The sequence below is a fragment of the Pseudomonas putida genome, assembly GCF_001976065.1.
In the GTDB taxonomy this organism is placed as follows: domain Bacteria; phylum Pseudomonadota; class Gammaproteobacteria; order Pseudomonadales; family Pseudomonadaceae; genus Aquipseudomonas; species Aquipseudomonas serbica.
In genome coordinates this window covers 244,654-261,574 of record NZ_MNAH01000004.1, presented here as the reverse complement: position 1 = coordinate 261,574, position 16,921 = coordinate 244,654, and the positions used below count along the sequence as shown (strand labels likewise).

The 16,921-nt window shown below is 61.0% G+C and carries 17 protein-coding genes; 9 read left to right on the top strand and 8 right to left on the bottom strand.

The features are described from left to right. Positions 1 to 16: 16 nt before the first annotated feature. Positions 17 to 871: a sulfurtransferase gene (locus BKX96_RS16410; protein ID WP_046818356.1), complete on the top strand. Its 855-nt coding sequence runs from the start codon at positions 17 to 19 to the stop codon at positions 869 to 871. A 32-nt stretch (positions 872 to 903) separates the two neighbouring features. On the opposite strand, the gene BKX96_RS16405 is transcribed toward BKX96_RS16410, so the two are convergent. The 7 genes from BKX96_RS16405 to BKX96_RS16375 all read right to left on the bottom strand — a co-directional run bounded on the left by BKX96_RS16405 (position 904) and on the right by BKX96_RS16375 (position 9,195). Then, entirely contained in the window at positions 904 to 1,734 is an 831-nt protein-coding gene (locus BKX96_RS16405; protein ID WP_046818355.1) for an AraC family transcriptional regulator, read from the bottom strand. A 3-nt stretch (positions 1,735 to 1,737) separates the two neighbouring features. After that, on the bottom strand, positions 1,738 to 2,733 hold the full coding sequence (locus BKX96_RS16400; protein WP_046818723.1) for a hydrolase: 996 nt from the start codon (positions 2,731 to 2,733) through the stop codon (positions 1,738 to 1,740). A 98-nt stretch (positions 2,734 to 2,831) separates the two neighbouring features. After that, on the bottom strand, positions 2,832 to 4,292 hold the full coding sequence (locus BKX96_RS16395) for a M16 family metallopeptidase (protein WP_077184714.1): 1,461 nt from the start codon (positions 4,290 to 4,292) through the stop codon (positions 2,832 to 2,834). Then, positions 4,285 to 5,631 (bottom strand): M16 family metallopeptidase, encoded by a 1,347-nt coding sequence (locus tag BKX96_RS16390; protein WP_077184712.1) that lies wholly within the window; start codon positions 5,629 to 5,631, stop codon positions 4,285 to 4,287. Before BKX96_RS16390 ends, BKX96_RS16395 begins: the two co-directional genes overlap by 8 nt. 126 nt (positions 5,632 to 5,757) lie before the next feature. Further along, on the bottom strand, positions 5,758 to 6,357 hold the full coding sequence (rsmD, locus tag BKX96_RS16385; RefSeq protein WP_046818352.1) for a 16S rRNA (guanine(966)-N(2))-methyltransferase RsmD: 600 nt from the start codon (positions 6,355 to 6,357) through the stop codon (positions 5,758 to 5,760). Further along, complete coding sequence (locus BKX96_RS16380) at positions 6,357 to 7,847, bottom strand: M16 family metallopeptidase (RefSeq protein ID WP_077184710.1); 1,491 nt, start codon at positions 7,845 to 7,847, stop codon at positions 6,357 to 6,359. The genes rsmD and BKX96_RS16380 overlap by 1 nt, the downstream gene beginning before the upstream one ends. Further along, positions 7,840 to 9,195, bottom strand: a complete 1,356-nt coding sequence (locus BKX96_RS16375; RefSeq protein WP_046818350.1) for a M16 family metallopeptidase — start codon at positions 9,193 to 9,195, stop codon at positions 7,840 to 7,842. The genes BKX96_RS16380 and BKX96_RS16375 overlap by 8 nt, the downstream gene beginning before the upstream one ends. A gap of 343 nt (positions 9,196 to 9,538) precedes the next feature. Between BKX96_RS16375 and ftsY the strand changes: the two genes are divergently transcribed. From ftsY to rpoH, 4 genes are all read left to right on the top strand, one after another. Beyond that, positions 9,539 to 11,041 (top strand): signal recognition particle-docking protein FtsY, encoded by a 1,503-nt coding sequence (gene ftsY, locus BKX96_RS16370; protein ID WP_077184709.1) that lies wholly within the window; start codon positions 9,539 to 9,541, stop codon positions 11,039 to 11,041. Next, positions 11,038 to 11,709 (top strand): cell division ATP-binding protein FtsE, encoded by a 672-nt coding sequence (gene ftsE, locus BKX96_RS16365; RefSeq protein ID WP_008065082.1) that lies wholly within the window; start codon positions 11,038 to 11,040, stop codon positions 11,707 to 11,709. Before ftsY ends, ftsE begins: the two co-directional genes overlap by 4 nt. Next, positions 11,706 to 12,728 (top strand): permease-like cell division protein FtsX, encoded by a 1,023-nt coding sequence (gene ftsX / locus BKX96_RS16360; RefSeq protein WP_077184707.1) that lies wholly within the window; start codon positions 11,706 to 11,708, stop codon positions 12,726 to 12,728. Before ftsE ends, ftsX begins: the two co-directional genes overlap by 4 nt. A gap of 113 nt (positions 12,729 to 12,841) precedes the next feature. Continuing rightward, positions 12,842 to 13,696 carry an RNA polymerase sigma factor RpoH gene (gene rpoH, locus BKX96_RS16355; protein WP_008065085.1) on the top strand — a complete coding sequence of 285 codons (855 nt, stop codon included), beginning with the start codon at positions 12,842 to 12,844 and terminating at the stop codon, positions 13,694 to 13,696. Positions 13,697 to 13,873: 177 nt separating this feature from the next. On the opposite strand, the gene mtgA is transcribed toward rpoH, so the two are convergent. After that, the gene (gene mtgA, locus BKX96_RS16350) at positions 13,874 to 14,596 is read right to left on the bottom strand and encodes a monofunctional biosynthetic peptidoglycan transglycosylase (RefSeq protein ID WP_077184705.1); all 723 of its coding nucleotides are present in this window, start codon (positions 14,594 to 14,596) and stop codon (positions 13,874 to 13,876) included. 74 nt (positions 14,597 to 14,670) lie between these two features. On the opposite strand from mtgA, the gene BKX96_RS16345 reads away from it, so the two are divergent. The 4 genes from BKX96_RS16345 (at position 14,671) to trmB (ending at position 16,913) form a co-directional block, all read left to right on the top strand. Then, positions 14,671 to 15,051, top strand: a complete 381-nt coding sequence (locus BKX96_RS16345; protein WP_077184703.1) for a DUF423 domain-containing protein — start codon at positions 14,671 to 14,673, stop codon at positions 15,049 to 15,051. 71 nt (positions 15,052 to 15,122) lie between these two features. After that, a complete protein-coding gene (thiS, locus tag BKX96_RS16340) occupies positions 15,123 to 15,323 on the top strand; it encodes a sulfur carrier protein ThiS (protein ID WP_007953386.1) in 201 nt (66 codons plus the stop codon). Between the two features lie 60 nt (positions 15,324 to 15,383). Then, positions 15,384 to 16,178, top strand: coding sequence for a thiazole synthase (locus tag BKX96_RS16335; RefSeq protein ID WP_046818345.1), 795 nt, complete (start codon positions 15,384 to 15,386; stop codon positions 16,176 to 16,178). Positions 16,179 to 16,187: 9 nt separating this feature from the next. Next, the gene (trmB, locus tag BKX96_RS16330; protein ID WP_020797367.1) at positions 16,188 to 16,913 is read left to right on the top strand and encodes a tRNA (guanosine(46)-N7)-methyltransferase TrmB; all 726 of its coding nucleotides are present in this window, start codon (positions 16,188 to 16,190) and stop codon (positions 16,911 to 16,913) included. Positions 16,914 to 16,921 lie beyond the last annotated feature (8 nt).

The window sequence follows — 16,921 nt, the reverse complement described above, 5'->3', positions numbered from 1 at the left end:
ATCACAGGAGCCCGTTATGCCCATTGCGCAACTGATCAGCCCACAAGCACTGGACCTGAAAAAGGATCAGCCGGGGTTGGTGATTCTTGATTGTCGTTTTGCCCTCGAAGACCCGGATTATGGCCAGCGCAGCTATGCACAAGGGCACATTGGCGGGTCGGCATTTGCCGATCTTGAGCGTGATCTGAGTGGAAAAGTGGTCAAGGGCGTAACCGGGCGTCATCCATTGCCGGAGCCGGCGGACCTGATCGAGCGCCTGCAAGCCTGGGGCATCAATGCCGACAGCGAAGTGGTTTTGTACGATGACGGTCCGGGTGCCTTTGCGGCGCGGGCCTGGTGGCTGCTGGCCTGGCTGGGCAAGCGTGACGGGGTGTTCATCCTCGATGGCGGGCTCAAGGCCTGGCACGCGGCAGGGCTGCCCCTGAGTCTTGATCCTCCGGCGATCGGCCGTGGCACATTTACTGGTACGCCTGATGTTTCGTTGTTGCTCAGCGCAGAGCAGTTGCAGAAACGTCTCGGACAACCATCGCTGACCCTGCTCGATGCACGTGCCTTAGCGCGATTCAAGGGCGAAGTCGAACCGATAGACCCGATTGCCGGGCATATCCCCGGTGCGCAATGTGCCGCCTTCACCGACAACCTGGGCAGCGACGGGCGGTTCCTGCCAGCCGATCAGCTCAAGCAGCGTTTTGCCGAGAAACTGGGCGATCGCTCACCTACCGAACTGGTGGCGTACTGCGGTTCCGGCGTGACGGCGTGCCATAACCTGTTCGCGTTGTGCCTGGCGGGTTATCCGTTGGGGGCGCTGTATGCGGGGTCGTGGAGCGAGTGGATCAATGATCCTGCGCGGGGCGTTGCCACCGGCGAATAAACCCCACAGGGGCAACTGGCTGTTTTTGAGATTTAAAACAATCGGGCATTGCGATACGCCCCGGGCCCGACCCCATACACCTGCTTGAATTGCCGACTCAGATGACTCTGGTCGGCAAACCCCAACTGCGTCGCGACCTCCAGCGGCAAACAACCCCCCTGCAACAACACCCGCGCCCGGGCGATGCGCTGTTGCATCAGCCAGGTGTGTGGCGGCATCCCGGTGGCGCGGCGGAACACCCGGGCGAAGTGAAAAGGCGACAGGTTCACCGCCGCTGCAAGTTCTTCCAGCGAGGGGGGCGCCGCCAATTGCGCGTGCAGCAGGTCCTTGGCCAATGTCACCGCTCGGTGTTCCTTGCCCGGTTTGCCGGCGGCAGGAACCGCCGCATGGCGCTGCAGCAGTGAGAGCATCAGTTCTCGCCAGGCAGTCTGTTGTTGCAATGCCGTGGCTGGACTTTCCAGCAAACGATGCAATTGGCAGAAGCCGCTCACCAGATCCGGGTCGCGATACAACGTGGCGCCGAACGCCGGCAAGTGGTGGGTGGGCAATTCGAGTTCGGCCAGCAGCGACAGCATCTGCCCGCTGTCGGGATAAAACGCCCGGTACAACCAGCCGTCCTCCGTGCCCTTGTGGCCGGTGTGCAGTTCATCGGGGTTGATCAGCACCAGTGTGCCGCTGCCTGCCAGGTGTTCGGCGCCGCGATAACGATAACGCTGGGCGCCGGCCATGATCATGCCGATCACGTAGCCGTCATGCACATGGGGGGCGAAACGCTGCTCGATGTAGCGCGCCGACAACAGCTCGATCCCGGCCAACGGCGCCGTTTGCCAGAAGTGGATGGACTCGCCCTGTGCAATGCCCATGGCCTACTCGCGCCCCATACTGGCCAGCCACTGCGGGATACGCCGTTCCAGGTAATAGCCCGGTTGGCGGAACGAGCCATCGACGAATCCGACATGCCCGCCCCGGGCCTGCAATTCGAATTGCGTACAGGCCGACAACTCGTCGGCATGCGGCAGGCTGTGGGGGAAGACGAAGGGGTCATCGGCGGCCTGAATGATCAGGGTTGGCGTACAGATCTCGCCGAGGAAATAGCGGCTAGAGGCGCGGCGATAATAGTCATGGGCATCGGTGAACCCGTTGAGCGGAGCCGTCACCCGGCCATCGAAATCCCAGAACGTGCGCATGTTTTCCAGGGAACCCAGCGCGGCGAGCGCCGCGAGACCGTCCTCGCGCCCGTCGTGCTGAAATTGCCGTTGCTTATTCTTGATGTACGCCAGCATCTCGCGCATGAAATGCGCCTGGTAGACCTTGGAGAAACCCTGTCCGATGCGGTCGGCGCACTGGTCCAGGCGAAACGGCACCGACACCGCCACCGCACCGAGCACGCCGCTGGCACTGCCGGTTTCACCCAGATGCTTGAGCAGCACATTGCCGCCCAGGGAATAACCGACGGCATACAACGGTGCGAGAGGGCGCTTTGCCCGCAGATGCCGGATGGTTTCGGCCAGGTCTTCGCTGGCGCCAGAGTGGTAGCTGCGCGGCAATAGATTGGGTTCGCCAGAGCAGCCGCGCCAGTTCAGCGCGACACTGGCCCAACCCTGGTCACCCAGCGCTTTTTGTATGCCGGCAACGTAAGGTGAATTCGACGAGCCGGTCAGCCCGTGCAACACCAAAACCAACGGCGCATCGGCGCTGTGCGGGCCATGCCAGTCGAGGTCGAGGAAGTCTCCATCCTCGAGCCACAGGCGTTCACGCTCACGTTCGAGGTGCGTGGTTTTACGCCACAGCGGTCCCCACAAGGTCTGCAAGTGCGGGTTGCCGAGGCCGAAGGCCGGTCTGAAGGCGGGCAGTTCAGTGATCGTGTGGCGCGGTTGCACATCGGTTCTCGGTAAAGGTCTTCGTGAAGCCGCACAATGACGCGGCCGGCCTGCGCCGCGACCGCGTCGTCATGGGAAATCTAACTTGCCACAATCTCGTCGGTTGCGCGACATATGGCATTGGCCTCGCTTTCAAGGGGCGCAGGCAACGGTTGCTGGTCGGTCTTGGGCCCCAGGATGACAGCGCTCCATCGTTCGGTGTCGAGGTGTCGGTTGAGTGCGTTCTTGACCGATTCGAGGTTCAATTCCAAAGCTGTCTGAGTGGAATAGTCGAGTTCCAATGGCAAGTCGTAGACACCGATGTCGCGCAGCTGACTCACGATCTGTGCATTGGTGGTGCTGTTCAATGGTGCGCTGCCGGCCAGTCGCGCTTTGGTGTCATCGAGCTCTTTCTGTGTGGGGCCATGGGTGAGGAAGTCGCGGTACATCTCCTTGATTTTTGCCAGTACTCCATCGGCAAGCTCCGGTCGAGTCTGCAGTTCGACTGCCAGGATTCCTTGCGCTTGACGGACAGAGAGCCCGGCTCGAACGTCATAGGTGAGTCCTCGACGTTCCCGAAGTTCATGCATCAGCCGGGTGGTGAAAATCTGGTTCGCCATCTGCAATGCCACAAAGTCCGGACTGTTGCGCAGGACGCCGGGCTGGGCGAGGCGCACGTAAGCCTGGGTCGACGGTCTTTGCAGTTGCAGAAAACCTGGAGAGGCGGGGTTGTCCGGGGATTTGATCGTGGCGACGGCTGGCCCCAGAGGCAATGCATTGGAAATCTGTACGCCAATGCGCTGGGCTTCGTCCTCCGTAAGGTCGCCGACCAGCGTTATCATCGCGTTGCCTGCCGCATACGCCTTGCGATGGAAATCCTGCACCTGATCGCGGGTGATGGCGGCAAGCCCGACCCTGGTTCCATAAACGGACTGTTCATAGCCATGTCCGGGGGACAGTAGTCTGTAAAGGGCTTGATCGGCCTGGTAGCCGTGGGACTGTTCCTCATTGTCGAGAAAGTGCAGGAGTTGGGATTTCGCCACGGGTAGCGACTGTTGCGGCAATGAAGGTTTGCCAAGCATCTGGGCAAACAGCTCCAGCGCTGGAGCTCGCCGGGCTTCATCGCTCAGGCTGCGCAACGAAAAGCGGGCTTGATCCTGAGTGATCCCCATGCCCAGTCTCGCTCCCAGTTGGTCGAAGCTCTCCAGAATGGCGTTGAGGTCCTTGCCGTCCACCCCTTCATTCAAGAGGCTGAAGGTTAGCGCTGCCAGTCCGGGTTGATGGCTTGTGTGGGCGCTGCCAGCGGCAAAGCTGACATGGACGTCGAACATGGGCAGGCCCGGGGTGCGAATGAACAGGATCTTGGTTCCGGAAAGGGTTTTGTATCCCTTGATGGGCAGTGACCGATGAGCTGACTCGACCTGGGGTTCATTCAGCGATTGCAGCGCGGCTGTTTGTGACGCAGCCATCGTGGCGGCGGATGCGGTAAAGGCTTGTCCACTCAACACCACGCCGGCCAGTGCCAGCCACGCTCCCTTCATGCCGGTTCTGAACTTATCCATTGTTTTTCTCCGGCAAGATCTGGGCGATGCTCATGCGTTCGCGTGTCAGGTAAGTCACGGCAACGTTTTGAATATCCAGGGGAGTAATTTTGTTCAGCTCATCCGTGTCCTGATCCGCCAACTGCCAGTCGAGGCCAATGCTTTCCAGCAGGCCCAGTGTGTTGGCCTGTCCTTCCAGATCGTCCTGCGCATAAACCGTGTTGGCGATCAGGATGGTTTTGGCCCGATCCAGTTCTGCCTTTTCCGGTGCCTTGTTTTTCAATTCATCAATCGCTCGCCACAGGCGCGCAAGTGCCTGGTCGGTGCTTGTGACCTTGTCGAGGTTGAGTTGAGCGGTGATGGTCAGCAACGAATCGCCGCGAGTGAAGGCGTTGTACTCTGACTGGACTTCGGAAAATATCTCGTCACCAAACTGCAGTTGCTGTTTGAGTCGTGCGCTGTTGGAGCCTGCCAACAGGATTTCGAGCAGGCGCAGCATATGAGCGGTCCGGCGCTCTTGCGCAGTGGCCAGGCTGGGGGTGTTGAAACTCATGATGAGTCGCGGAGCTGATATCGGGGCGTGCAGGATCAATGACCTTTCGCCGGGTGAGGGTAATTCGACGGGCGCGTGGGCAGTTGGCGTCGCGCGTCGATCCAGGTGACCGAAGTAGCGCTGCGCCAGCGCTTGAGCGCTGTCAGGCGTTACATTGCCAACGACCACCAGCGTCGCATTGTTCGGCGCATACCAGGCCTGATACCACTGCTGCAGTTGAAGGGTATTAATCCGTTGCAGGTCGTGCATCCAGCCTATGACCGGCGTGCGATAGGCACTGCTCAGGTAGGCGAGGCTTTCCAGCCGCTCGATGCTCAGTGCCGATACATGATCGTCGATACTATCGCGACGCTCCTGCGCAATGACCTTCAGCTCCGTGGAGAAGTCTTGCTCACGCAACTTGGCCGTACTCATCAGGTCGGCCATGATTTCGAACGCGACGCCCAGCCGGCCGGGGGCAAGTGTCTGGTGATAGACGGTGTAGTCCTTGCCGGTGAAGGCGTTTTCGCTGGCGCCGAGTTTCTCCAGTATTGCGGAAAACTCTCCGGCGCAGGCCTTGCTGCTGCCTTTGTAGACCATGTGCTCGAGGGCATGGGACAGGCCGGACTGACCCGGCGGTTCGTAGCTTGAGCCGACTTTCACCCAGAGTTGGGCGGTTACGGCTGCTGAACGATGATCTTCGCGCACGACAACCTTAAGCCCGTTGTCCAGGGTGAAGGCTTGCGTCGAAGGGGGTGATGTGGCGACAGCCAAGAGCGGCAGCCATCCGATAAAGAGCAACAGACATGTGCTGCGGGAGATGTTCATCCGTGTACATCCTCAGTGGTTTGCAGGTATTTGCGCAAACCACTGTGGATTATCTGGACGAGCGTCTGGCGGTAACTATGTAGGGCGTCCGCGAGGCGATTGCGGGATAGTCATCCAGCCAGCACCTCAGGCGCTGCGTTGCCACAACGAGTAGTAGACACGCCCGGACTTCTGCTCCCGGTGCAGGCGCCAGTTCTCCGGCAGGCCGAGGGTCGACGGCGCGCTTTCGCTTTCGGTGTACACCCAGGCGTCTTCGGCCAGCCACTGGCGCTCTTCGAGCAAGGAGCAAACGGCGGGCAGCAGGTTCTGGTTGAACGGCGGGTCGAGGAACACCAGGTCGTAGGCCACCGCTGGCTGGGTCTCCAGATAGCGCAGGGCGTCGGCGGTCTGGACCTGGCCGGTGGTGCAACGCAGCGTACCCAGATGCTCCTTGAGGCTGGACACCGCAAGGCTGCTGGCGTCCAGTGCCTGGCCCATGGCGGCGCCACGGGACAGGGCTTCGAGAAACAGCGCGCCGCTGCCGGTGAACGGATCGAGCACCTTGGCGCCCGGGACGTAGGGGGCGAGCCAGTTGAACAGGGTTTCCCGCACCCGGTCCGGCGTCGGGCGCAGGCCCGGAGCGTCAGGGAAGCTCAGCTTGCGACTGCGCCATTCGCCGCCAATGATGCGCAGCTGGTTCACGCCGTTATGCACGTTGTGGACAGGTTTTTTCGGACGAGTAGCCATTAATGCTCCGGAACCCCGAGCGGTTGCTCGGCAGGTTTATCAGTAGGGGCCGGCAACGGCTTTTGCGGCACGGTCGGGCCAGCGCTGACGATGACCAGTTTGTTTGTGCTCAGGTGTTTGTTCATGGCCGCCTTGACCTGCTCGACGGTCAGGTTCTGCGACTGTTGCATGAAGTCTTCCAGGTGACTGAGCGGCAAGTTGTAGAAACCGATCGCACCCAGTTGGCCGACGATATCGGCGTTGCTGGCGGTGGACAGCGGGAAGCTGCCGGCGAGTTCGCGCTTGGCGTCGTCGAGTTCTTTTTCGGTCGGGCCGGTCTTGAGGTAGTCGGCAAGCACATCCTGCACCAGTTTCAGGGTGCCTTCGCTCATTTCGGCGCGGGTCTGCAGGTTGATCATGAACGGACCGCGTGCCTGCATCGGGCTGAAACCCGAGTACACACCATATGCCAGGCCACGTTTCTCGCGCACTTCACTCATCAGTCGGGTACCGAAGCCGCCACCGCCGAGGATCTGGTTGCCCATGGACAGTGCCGCGTAATCCGGATCGTCACGGTCGATGCCCAGTTGCGCGAGCATCAGGTTGGTCTGCTTGGAAGGGAACTCGATGTGGCCGATGCTGGCCTTCGGTTCGGCGGGTTGCTCAATCTTCGGCAGGGCCGGGCCTTTGGGCAAGGCGGCGCTGACTTGCGCGGCAATGGCTTCGGCTTCGGCGCGGGACAGGTCGCCCACCAGTGCGATCACCACGTTGCCTGCTGCATAGGCTTTCTGTTGGAACGCACGCAGTTGCGCGAGGGTGACGGCCGGAACGGTTTGCGCCGTGCCATCGCTGGCGTGCGCGTAGGGGTGATCGCCGTACAAACGGTTCATCAACTCAAGGCTGGCGAGTTTGCCGGGGTTCTGTTTCTGGTATTCGAAGCCGGCGAGCATCTGGTTCTTGATGCGGGTGAACGAGTCGGCGGGGAAGGACGGTTTGCCGACGACTTCGGCGAACAGCTTCAATGCCGGTTCACGCTTGTCCGCGGCGCTGAGGCTGCGCAGGGAGGCAATCGCCATGTCCTTGAAGGCGCCGTTGCCGAAATCGGCTCCCAGCCCTTCAAAGCCCTGGGCGATAACGCTGACATCCTTGCCGGCCACGCCTTCGTTGAGCATGGCGTTGGTCAGCAGCGCCAGGCCTGGCGCGTCGCCGTCCTGGCTGCTGCCAGCGGCAAAGATCAGGCGCATGTCGAACATCGGCAGCTCACGGGCTTCGACGAACAGCACCTTGGCGCCTTCGGCGGTGTTCCAGGTCTGCACGTCGAGCTTGCGGTGGCTCGGCGCCTTGCCGTTGAGCTCGGTCAGTGATTGCAGCTTCTGGCTGGCCTTGGCCTTGTCCAGCGCTTCGCTGGCGTTGGTCTGGTCAGTCTTGGAAAAATAGAATGTGGCAGACCCGACCAGTGCGACGGCGATCAGGCCGAACAGGGCCAGGCGCGGTTTTTTACGCTCACTCATGAGTCGTCTCCTCCGGCAGTACATGGGCGACGCTGAGACGTTCGCGGGTGAAATACAGCTTGGCGGCGTTCTGGACATCTTGCGGTGTCACGCTTTCCAGGTCGGCGAGCTCGCTGTCCATCAGCTTCCACGACAGGCCGACGGTTTCCAGTTGGCCGATGGCCGTGGCCTGACTGGTGATCGAATCGCGCTCGTAGACCAGTCCGGCGATGACCTGTGCCCGTACGCGTTCCAGCTCTTCGCTGGTCGGCGCGGTGGTCTTCAGCTGTTCGAGCAGTTTCCACAAGCCGGCTTCGGCCTGGGCGATGGTCTTGTTTTTCTGGCTGTTGGGGGTTGCCGACAGGGTGAACAGGCTGTCGCCGCGGGTATAGGCGTCATAGCTCGACGAACCGCCGGACAGCAGTTCTTCGCCGCGCTCCAATTGCGTCGGGATACGTCCACTGTAACCGCCATCGAGCAGGGCCGAGATCAGTCGCAAGGCGTTGACCAGGCGTTTGTCCTCGGCGGTAGCGATGCTCGGCACGTTGAAGGCGAGCATCAGGCTGGGCAGTTGGGTCTTCACGTGCAGGGTGATCTGGCGTTCGCCGGGCTCGGCCAGCTCCAGCGGAACCTTCGCCGCCGGTACTTCACGTTTGGCGATCGGGCCGAAGTAGCGCTGGGCCAGGGTCTTGACCTCGTCCGGCGTCACGTCGCCGACCACCACCAGCGTGGCGTTGTTCGGCACATACCAGGACTGGTACCAGTGACGCAGCTCTTCGACTTTCATCCGGTCCAGGTCGGCCATCCAGCCAATGGTCGGCGTGTGATAGCCGCTGGCCGGGTAAGCCATGGCCTTGAATCGCTCGTAGGCCTTGGACATGGGTTTGTCGTCGGTGCGCAGGCGCCGTTCTTCCTTAATGACTTCGATTTCGCGGGCGAACTCGTCAGGCGGCAGGCGCAGGCTGGCCATGCGGTCGGCTTCCAGTTCGAAGGCCACGCCCAGGCGGTCGCGGGCCAAGACCTGGTAATAAGCAGTGAAGTCGTCGCTGGTGAAGGCGTTCTCTTCGGCACCGAGGTCGCGCAGGATCAACGACGCTTCGCCGGGGCCGACTTTCTCGCTGCCCTTGAACATCATGTGTTCCAAGGCATGGGACAGGCCGGTCTGGCCTGGCGTCTCATAGCTGGAGCCGACCTTGTACCAGACCTGGGAAACCACCACCGGCGCGCGATGGTCTTCGCGCACGACGACCTTCAAGCCGTTGTCGAGGGTGAATTCGTGAGTCGGTTGCGGGTCGGCCGCGAGGGCCGAAAGGGGCAGGCAAACTGTGCTGAGCAGCAGGCCTGCAGCGCGGCGGGCTAGAGCATTCATTCGTTTTTAAACCTTTGGGGCTGCCCGCGTGGTCTTAGCGTCAGCGGGCGAGAGGGTGCTAGGATACTGATCCGTTTTACTGGCGGCCACGCCTATCAGGCCTTTGCGTTTGATCAGGTTGTTTGGGTTTGCGGCAAAAGGCTGTGGTTTATCAACTAGACTCTGCTTTTTCGCCGATTTTTCCGCATCAGTCCTTAGTGAAATCGTTTTTGTAAGGTGCCGTTCGCACCTCGACAAAATGTTGCGCGTGAACAAGCTGGGTCAATCGCAGTCTGTTCTGCATCGAATATTCATTTGCCGGGGCGCCTGTTGGCGCGCCGCTACCGTGAGATAGCCGTCCTCCATGTTTGGTTCCAACGACGACAAGAAGACCCCAGCTGCGGCTGGCGAAAAGAAAAGCCTGTTCGGATGGCTGCGCAAAAAGCCGCAGGAACCCGTCGTCGAACAGCCACAACCACTTCCAGAGCCAACGCCCGCGCCGGTACTGAGTGCCGAACCTGCGCCGGTTGTGTTGCCCATCACCGAGCCGGTGCTGCAACCGGTTGCCGAGACTGCACCTGAAATCGTTGCCGAACAGCCGCTGACGCCGGTCGCCGAGCCTTGGTTGACCTTGCCGGTGGCGGAAGAGCCGGTGGCGTTGGTCGAAGATGAGCTGGCGCCACACGTGACGCCGCCGATTCCTGCGCCGGCTGCGTGGACGCCGGAGCCGGTACAGGCGCCAGTGATCGCGCCGGTGGTTGCGCCCGTTGTTGAGGCTGCGCCAATACCTGAAGCCGCTGCATTTGTTCCACCGGTTGCGCCGGTTGTCCAAGCGCCAGAGCCTGCACCTGCACCTGTTATTACGCCTGTCGCCGCCGCACCCGTCGAACTGCCAGTGGAAGTGCCCGTCGAGCCGGTACGCACCGAAGAAACCAAGGCCGGTTTCTTCGCCCGCCTCAAGCAAGGCCTGTCCAAGACCAGCGCCAGCATCGGCGAAGGCATGGCCAGCCTGTTCCTGGGCCGCAAGGCCATTGATGACGAGCTGCTCGATGACCTCGAAACCCGCCTGCTGACCGCCGACGTCGGTGTGGAGGCCACTTCGGTGATCATCCAGCGCCTGACCCAGAAGGTCGCGCGCAAGGAACTGGCCGATGCAGACGCCTTGTACAAATCCTTGCAGGCCGAGCTGGCAGCCATGCTCAAGCCCGTCGAACAGCCGCTGAAAATCACCTCGCAGAACAAACCGTTCGTGATCCTGGTGGTGGGTGTCAACGGTGCGGGTAAAACCACCACGATTGGCAAGCTGGCGAAAAAGCTGCAGCTGGAGGGCAAGAAAGTCATGCTCGCCGCCGGCGACACCTTCCGCGCCGCTGCGGTCGAGCAATTGCAGGTCTGGGGCGAGCGCAACAAAATTCCGGTTATCGCCCAGCACACGGGCGCCGATTCGGCTTCGGTGATCTTCGACGCCGTGCAGGCCGCCAAGGCCCGTGGCATCGATGTGCTGATTGCCGATACCGCGGGTCGCCTACATACCAAAGACAACCTGATGGAAGAACTGAAAAAGGTTCGCCGGGTGATCAGCAAGCTCGATGCCGAGGCACCGCACGAGGTGTTGCTGGTACTCGATGCCGGCACCGGCCAGAACGCCATCAACCAGGCCAAGCAATTCAACCAGACCGTCGAACTGACCGGCCTGGCGCTGACCAAGCTGGACGGTACCGCCAAGGGCGGGGTGATTTTTGCCCTGGCCAAGCAGTTTGGCCTGCCGATCCGCTATATCGGCGTCGGTGAAGGCATCGACGATTTGCGCACTTTTGAAGCTGAGCCCTTTGTCCAGGCGCTGTTTGCCGAGCGGGAGCGTTCATGATTCGTTTCGAGCAGGTCGGTAAACGCTACCCGAACGGTCACGTCGGCTTGCATGAGCTGAGCTTTCGAGTCCGTCGGGGCGAGTTTTTGTTTGTCACTGGCCATTCCGGTGCCGGCAAGAGCACCTTGTTGCGGCTGCTGCTGGCCATGGAACGTCCGACCAGCGGTAAGCTGCTGCTGGCCGGGCAAGACCTGAGCACCATCAGCAACGCACAGATTCCTTTCTTGCGGCGGCAGATCGGCGTGGTGTTCCAGAACCACCAATTGCTGTTCGATCGCACGGTGTTCAACAACGTCGCGCTGCCGTTGCAGATCCTCGGTTTGTCCAAGGCCGAAATCGCCAAGCGCGTGGACTCGGCACTGGAGCGCGTAGCACTGTCGGACAAGACCGATCTGTATCCCGGCGACCTGTCCACCGGTCAACAACAGCGCGTCGGCATTGCCCGCGCCATCGTGCACCGCCCGGCCCTGCTGCTGGCGGACGAACCGACCGGTAACCTCGACCCACGCCTGGCGGCGGAAATCATGGGTGTGTTCGAAGACATCAATCGCCTGGGCACCAGTGTGCTGATCGCCAGTCACGACCTGGCACTGATCGCGCGCATGCGCCACCGAATGCTCACGTTGCAACGCGGCCGATTGATCGGCGATGGGGAGGCCGGCGAATGAGTGCCACTCGCAGTCCAAAGGTTTCCGAGCGCGTAGCCCCCAAGGCCGCCGACCCGCAACCGCAGAAGAAAAAACACGACGACGATGACGGCCCGGACTTTGGCACGCTCTTGCGCGCCTGGATCGAAAGTCATCGTGCCAGCCTGCTGGACAGTTTGCGTCGCCTGGGCAAACAGCCCATCGGCAGCTTTTTCACCTGCATGGTGATGGCGGTTGCCCTGAGTTTGCCCATGGGCCTGTCACTTTTGCTAAGTAACGTCGAGCGGCTGGGCGGTTCCTGGCAGCGCGCGGCGCAAATTTCCCTGTACCTGCAACTCGAAGCCAGTCCGACTGAGGGCGAGGCACTGCGCGAACAGATCAAGGGTATGCCTGGGGTGGCCGATGCCGAGTACGTCGGCCGTGACCAAGCGCTGGAAGAGTTCCAACAGCAGTCGGGCCTGGGCGAAGCGCTCAAGGAACTGCCGGAGAACCCGTTGCCTGGCGTGGTCCTGGTGACGCCGACCGAGGTCGACAAGCCAGCCCTTGAAGCATTAAGACAAAAACTTTCCGAATTGCCCAGGGTACAACAGGCACAGCTTGATCTAGTCTGGGTCGAGCGTCTGGCAGCCATCCTCAAGCTGGGCGACCGATTTGTCTTCGGTCTCACCGTGCTCCTGGTTTCTGCATTACTTTTGGTGATAGGCAATACCATTCGTCTTCATATTGAAAACCGCCGCACAGAGATAGAAGTGATTAAACTCGTAGGCGGCACCGACAGCTATGTGCGCAGACCCTTTCTCTACATGGGGGCACTGTATGGTTTCGGTGCGGGGATTCTTTCCTGGGGCGTGTTGGCGTTCGGCCTGAACTGGCTGAACGATGCGGTAGTCGGCCTGGCCGGGTTGTATGGCAGTGATTTCGCACTGGCCGGCGTACCGGTTGCCGACGGTCTGTCTCTCTTGCTTGGCGCGGTGCTGTTGGGTTATATCGGTGCATGGATTGCAGTCGCACGTCATCTCAGGGAGCTGGCGCCGAAGTAGAATCTTTTTTGCGCGTGATTGACCTTGCAGTTTTTAGGGGAACTTGTCTTTCGGTTTCCGGTCAATTTTCGCAGTGCCAATGGCACGAGTATGTAAGTGGGAGGTTTTTTCGTATGACCAATTCTTTGCAGCCTGCATATGCTCTGGTCCCGGGTGCGAACCTGGAGGCCTATGTGCACACCGTCAACAGCATTCCATTGCTGACGCCGGAGCAGGAGCGTGAACTGGCCGAGAGTCTCTATTATGAGCAGGATCTTGAGGCGGCTCGGCAGATGGTGCTCGCCCACCTGCGTTTTGTCGTACATATCGCCCGTAGCTATTCCGGCTACGGCCTGGCCCAGGCTGACCTGATCCAGGAAGGCAACGTCGGCCTGATGAAGGCCGTGAAGCGCTTCAACCCGGAAATGGGCGTGCGCCTGGTGTCCTTTGCCGTGCACTGGATCAAGGCGGAAATCCACGAATTCATCCTGCGTAACTGGCGCATCGTGAAGGTCGCGACCACCAAGGCCCAGCGCAAGCTGTTCTTCAACCTGCGCAGCCAGAAAAAACGCCTGGCCTGGCTGAACAACGAGGAAGTCCACCGTGTGGCGGAAAGCCTCGGCGTCGAGCCGCGGGAAGTGCGCGAGATGGAAAGTCGCCTGACCGGTCACGACATGGCCTTCGATCCGGCGGCTGAAGCCGACGACGACAGCGCCTTCCAGTCACCGGCCAACTATCTGGAAGACCATCGGTACGACCCGGCCCGTCAACTGGAAGATGCCGACTGGAGCGACAACTCCAACCACAACCTGCACGAAGCGCTCGAAGTGCTGGACGACCGTAGCCGCGACATCCTCTACCAGCGCTGGCTGGCGGAAGAAAAGTCCACGCTGCACGACCTGGCGCAGAAGTACAACGTGTCGGCCGAGCGTATTCGTCAGCTCGAAAAGAGCGCGATGAACAAGCTCAAACTGTCGATCGCGGCGTAAGCTGCACCAAGGCAATAAAAAATGCCCCGATCACTGATCGGGGCATTTTTGTTTGGGCTCAACACAAAACCAATGTGGGAGCGGGCTTGCTCGCGAAAGCGCTGTGTCGTTCAGTATTGAAGTCGTCTGACACGACGCCTTCGCGAGCAAGCCCGCTCCCACAGGGGATTTTCGGTGTTATTGGGACCACGGCGCCCGGCGCGAATCGTTGAGGCCAACCAGATAGCTGTCCCCACCCAGTTGACTCATCTGCTGCCGAATCCAGCCAGCGCGCCGCGCCACGTAATTGGTCGGGTGGCTCGCGCTCCACACCCGCGGGTTCGGTAGTACAGCGGCCAGCAGGCTCGATTGCTGGCGGCTGAGATTTTTTGCGCTGGTCCCGAAGTGATGCCGTGCAGCCGCCTCCGCCCCAAACACCCCGTCATCCCACTCAACGCTGTTGAGGTACACCTCAAGAATCCGCTGCTTGGGCCAGAATACTTCTATCAACCCGGTAAACCAGGCTTCCAGGCCTTTGCGCAACCAGCTGCGGCCGGACCACAGGAACAGGTTCTTCGACACTTGTTGGCTCAGGGTGCTGGCACCGCGGATGGTGCCGCCGAGCTCGTTGTGGGCCAGTGCTTTCTGGATCGCACCGAAGTCAAAGCCCCAATGCTCGGGAAATTTCTGGTCTTCACCGGCAATCACCGCGACTTTCAGGTCGTCGGAAATTTCATCCCAGGGTTTCCAGGTGCGTTGCAGATCGATGGGCTCACCATCGAACCAGGATTCGACTTTGCGCTCGACCATCAGCGTTGTCCCGGGCGGCGGCACCACGCGGAATATCAGCACCAGCACGACGCTAGCGCTCATGAACCAGAGCACGGCCTTGGTGAAACGACGGAAATAGATACGCAGCATAGAGATGGCTTGGCCGAACCCGTTGAGCGGGCCATTATACAGACCCTGTTGATCGAGACTGACTGGAGTTCTTCATGCTGCGTGGCTTTTTGATGCTGGCCGCTTTTTTCGGCTTCACTGGAGTCGGTCTCGGGGCGTTCGCCGCCCACGGCCTGAAAAACCGCCTGAGTGCCGAATACCTGGCGATTTTCCATACCGGCGTCACCTATCAGCTGGTGCACACCCTGGCCTTGCTGGGCGTGGCGTTGCTGGCTACGCAGATTCCCGGTCGCTTGGTCGCTTGGGCCGGCGCTTGCTTTGCCATTGGCATTCTTCTGTTCTCTGGCAGCCTGTACGTGCTGACGCTGACGGGTGTCAGCAAGCTCGGCATCGTCACTCCGTTCGGTGGCCTGGCGTTCCTGGCGGGCTGGCTCTGCCTGGGCCTTGCCGCCTGGCGCTTGCCGCTGACCGCTTGACGCTTGTTGCTGACCTTTAGGTCACGATCGGGCTAGAATGCCAGCCCTTTAAAATGATGGCGGCATTCGGCATGCGCATTCAGTTGAACGGCGAATCCTTTGAACTGCCCGACGGTGAAACCGTTGCGGCCCTGCTGACCCGTCTGGACTTGACCGGGCGCCGGGTAGCGGTCGAACTCAACCTGGATATCGTCCCGCGCAGTCAGCACGCAGACACCACGTTGAACGACGGCGACAACGTCGAAGTGGTGCACGCCATCGGCGGCGGCTAGCCACGTGGCCCAAAGGCCGACAGAATTCTGCAAGACCCTCACCCCTACAGAGGATTCCCCATGAGCATCGTTCGTAGCGACAAGCCTTTCGTCCTGGCCGGTCGTACTTACCAGTCGCGTTTGCTGGTCGGTACCGGCAAGTACCGTGACATGGAAGAAACCCGCCTGGCCATCGAGGCCTCGGGTGCTGAAATCGTTACTTTCGCCGTGCGCCGTACCAACCTCGGCCAGAACGCGGGCGAACCGAACCTGCTGGACTTCCTCTCGCCGGATCGCTACACCTTCCTGCCCAACACTGCCGGTTGCTACGACGCTATCGAGGCCGTGCGCACCTGCCGCCTGGCCCGTGAGCTGCTCGATGGCCACAATCTGGTGAAGCTGGAAGTACTGGCCGACCAGAAAACCCTGTTCCCCAACGTGATCGAAACCCTCAAGGCCGCTGAATCGCTGGTCAAGGAAGGTTTCGACGTGATGGTCTACACCAGTGATGACCCGATCATTGCCCGTCAATTGGCGGAAATCGGCTGCATCGCAGTGATGCCGCTGGCCGGTCTGATCGGTTCGGGCCTGGGGATCTGCAACCCGTACAACCTGCAGATCATCCTCGAAGAAGCGAAAATCCCGGTGCTGGTGGATGCCGGTGTCGGTACCGCGTCCGACGCTACCATCGCCATGGAGCTGGGCTGTGATGCTGTGCTGATGAACTCGGCGATCGCCCACGCCCAGCAGCCGATCATGATGGCCGAAGCCATGAAACACGCGATCGTCGCAGGCCGCCTGGCCTACCTCGCCGGTCGCATGCCGAAAAAACTCTATGCCAGCGCCTCTTCGCCGCTGGATGGTCTGATCAAGTAAGAGCCATTGATGACTGAATCGAACGACACGCCAATCCAGACGGAAGAAGGCGACGAGCGCCAACACCGCCGCATCAAGAGTTTCGTGATGCGCGCCGGGCGCATGACCGAAGGCCAGCAACGGGGTCTGGAACAGGGTGCGCCGCTTTTCGTGCTGCCCCTGGCCGACGCCCCGGTGGATTTCGACCAGGTGTTCGGTCGCTCGGCCCCGCGTTCGCTGGAGATCGGCTTCGGCATGGGCCATTCGCTGCTGGAAATGGCTGCGGCATCGCCGGAGCAGGACTTCATCGGCGTCGAGGTTCACCGTCCGGGTGTGGGTGCGCTGCTCAATGGCGTGTTGACCCAGGGCCTGACCAACCTGCGGGTTTACGATTGCGATGCCATCGAGGTGCTCAACCGTTGCGTGGCCGATAACAGCCTCGATCGCCTGATGCTGTTTTTCCCGGACCCATGGCACAAGAGCCGTCACCACAAGCGTCGTATCGTCCAGGCGTCATTCGCCGAGCTGGTGCGCAGCAAGCTGAAAGTCGGCGGTATCCTGCACATGGCCACCGATTGGGAGCCGTACGCCGAGTACATGCTGGAAGTGATGAACGTGGCCCCGGGTTACCGCAACCTCGCTGAAGACGGTAAGTGCGTACCTCGCCCGGCCGAGCGCCCGATCACCAAGTTCGAACGCCGAGGCGAACGTCTTGGGCATGGCGTTTGGGACCTGAAGTTCGAGAAGCAGTCCTAAGCCAGTCG

Excerpts from the sequence above, each read along its gene's own strand:
- BKX96_RS16410 (WP_046818356.1), top strand. The coding sequence starts at position 17 with ATGCCCATTGCGCAACTGATCAGCCCACAAGCACTGGACCTGAAAAAG.
- BKX96_RS16405 (WP_046818355.1), bottom strand. The coding sequence starts at position 1,734 with ATGGGCATTGCACAGGGCGAGTCCATCCACTTCTGGCAAACGGCGCCG.
- BKX96_RS16395 (WP_077184714.1), bottom strand. The coding sequence starts at position 4,292 with ATGGATAAGTTCAGAACCGGCATGAAGGGAGCGTGGCTGGCACTGGCC.
- BKX96_RS16390 (WP_077184712.1), bottom strand. The coding sequence starts at position 5,631 with ATGAACATCTCCCGCAGCACATGTCTGTTGCTCTTTATCGGATGGCTG.
- rsmD (WP_046818352.1), bottom strand. The coding sequence starts at position 6,357 with ATGGCTACTCGTCCGAAAAAACCTGTCCACAACGTGCATAACGGCGTG.
- BKX96_RS16380 (WP_077184710.1), bottom strand. The coding sequence starts at position 7,847 with ATGAGTGAGCGTAAAAAACCGCGCCTGGCCCTGTTCGGCCTGATCGCC.
- BKX96_RS16375 (WP_046818350.1), bottom strand. The coding sequence starts at position 9,195 with ATGAATGCTCTAGCCCGCCGCGCTGCAGGCCTGCTGCTCAGCACAGTT.
- ftsY (WP_077184709.1), top strand. The coding sequence starts at position 9,539 with ATGTTTGGTTCCAACGACGACAAGAAGACCCCAGCTGCGGCTGGCGAA.
- ftsE (WP_008065082.1), top strand. The coding sequence starts at position 11,038 with ATGATTCGTTTCGAGCAGGTCGGTAAACGCTACCCGAACGGTCACGTC.
- ftsX (WP_077184707.1), top strand. The coding sequence starts at position 11,706 with ATGAGTGCCACTCGCAGTCCAAAGGTTTCCGAGCGCGTAGCCCCCAAG.
- rpoH (WP_008065085.1), top strand. The coding sequence starts at position 12,842 with ATGACCAATTCTTTGCAGCCTGCATATGCTCTGGTCCCGGGTGCGAAC.
- mtgA (WP_077184705.1), bottom strand. The coding sequence starts at position 14,596 with ATGCTGCGTATCTATTTCCGTCGTTTCACCAAGGCCGTGCTCTGGTTC.
- BKX96_RS16345 (WP_077184703.1), top strand. The coding sequence starts at position 14,671 with ATGCTGCGTGGCTTTTTGATGCTGGCCGCTTTTTTCGGCTTCACTGGA.
- thiS (WP_007953386.1), top strand. The coding sequence starts at position 15,123 with ATGCGCATTCAGTTGAACGGCGAATCCTTTGAACTGCCCGACGGTGAA.
- BKX96_RS16335 (WP_046818345.1), top strand. The coding sequence starts at position 15,384 with ATGAGCATCGTTCGTAGCGACAAGCCTTTCGTCCTGGCCGGTCGTACT.
- trmB (WP_020797367.1), top strand. The coding sequence starts at position 16,188 with ATGACTGAATCGAACGACACGCCAATCCAGACGGAAGAAGGCGACGAG.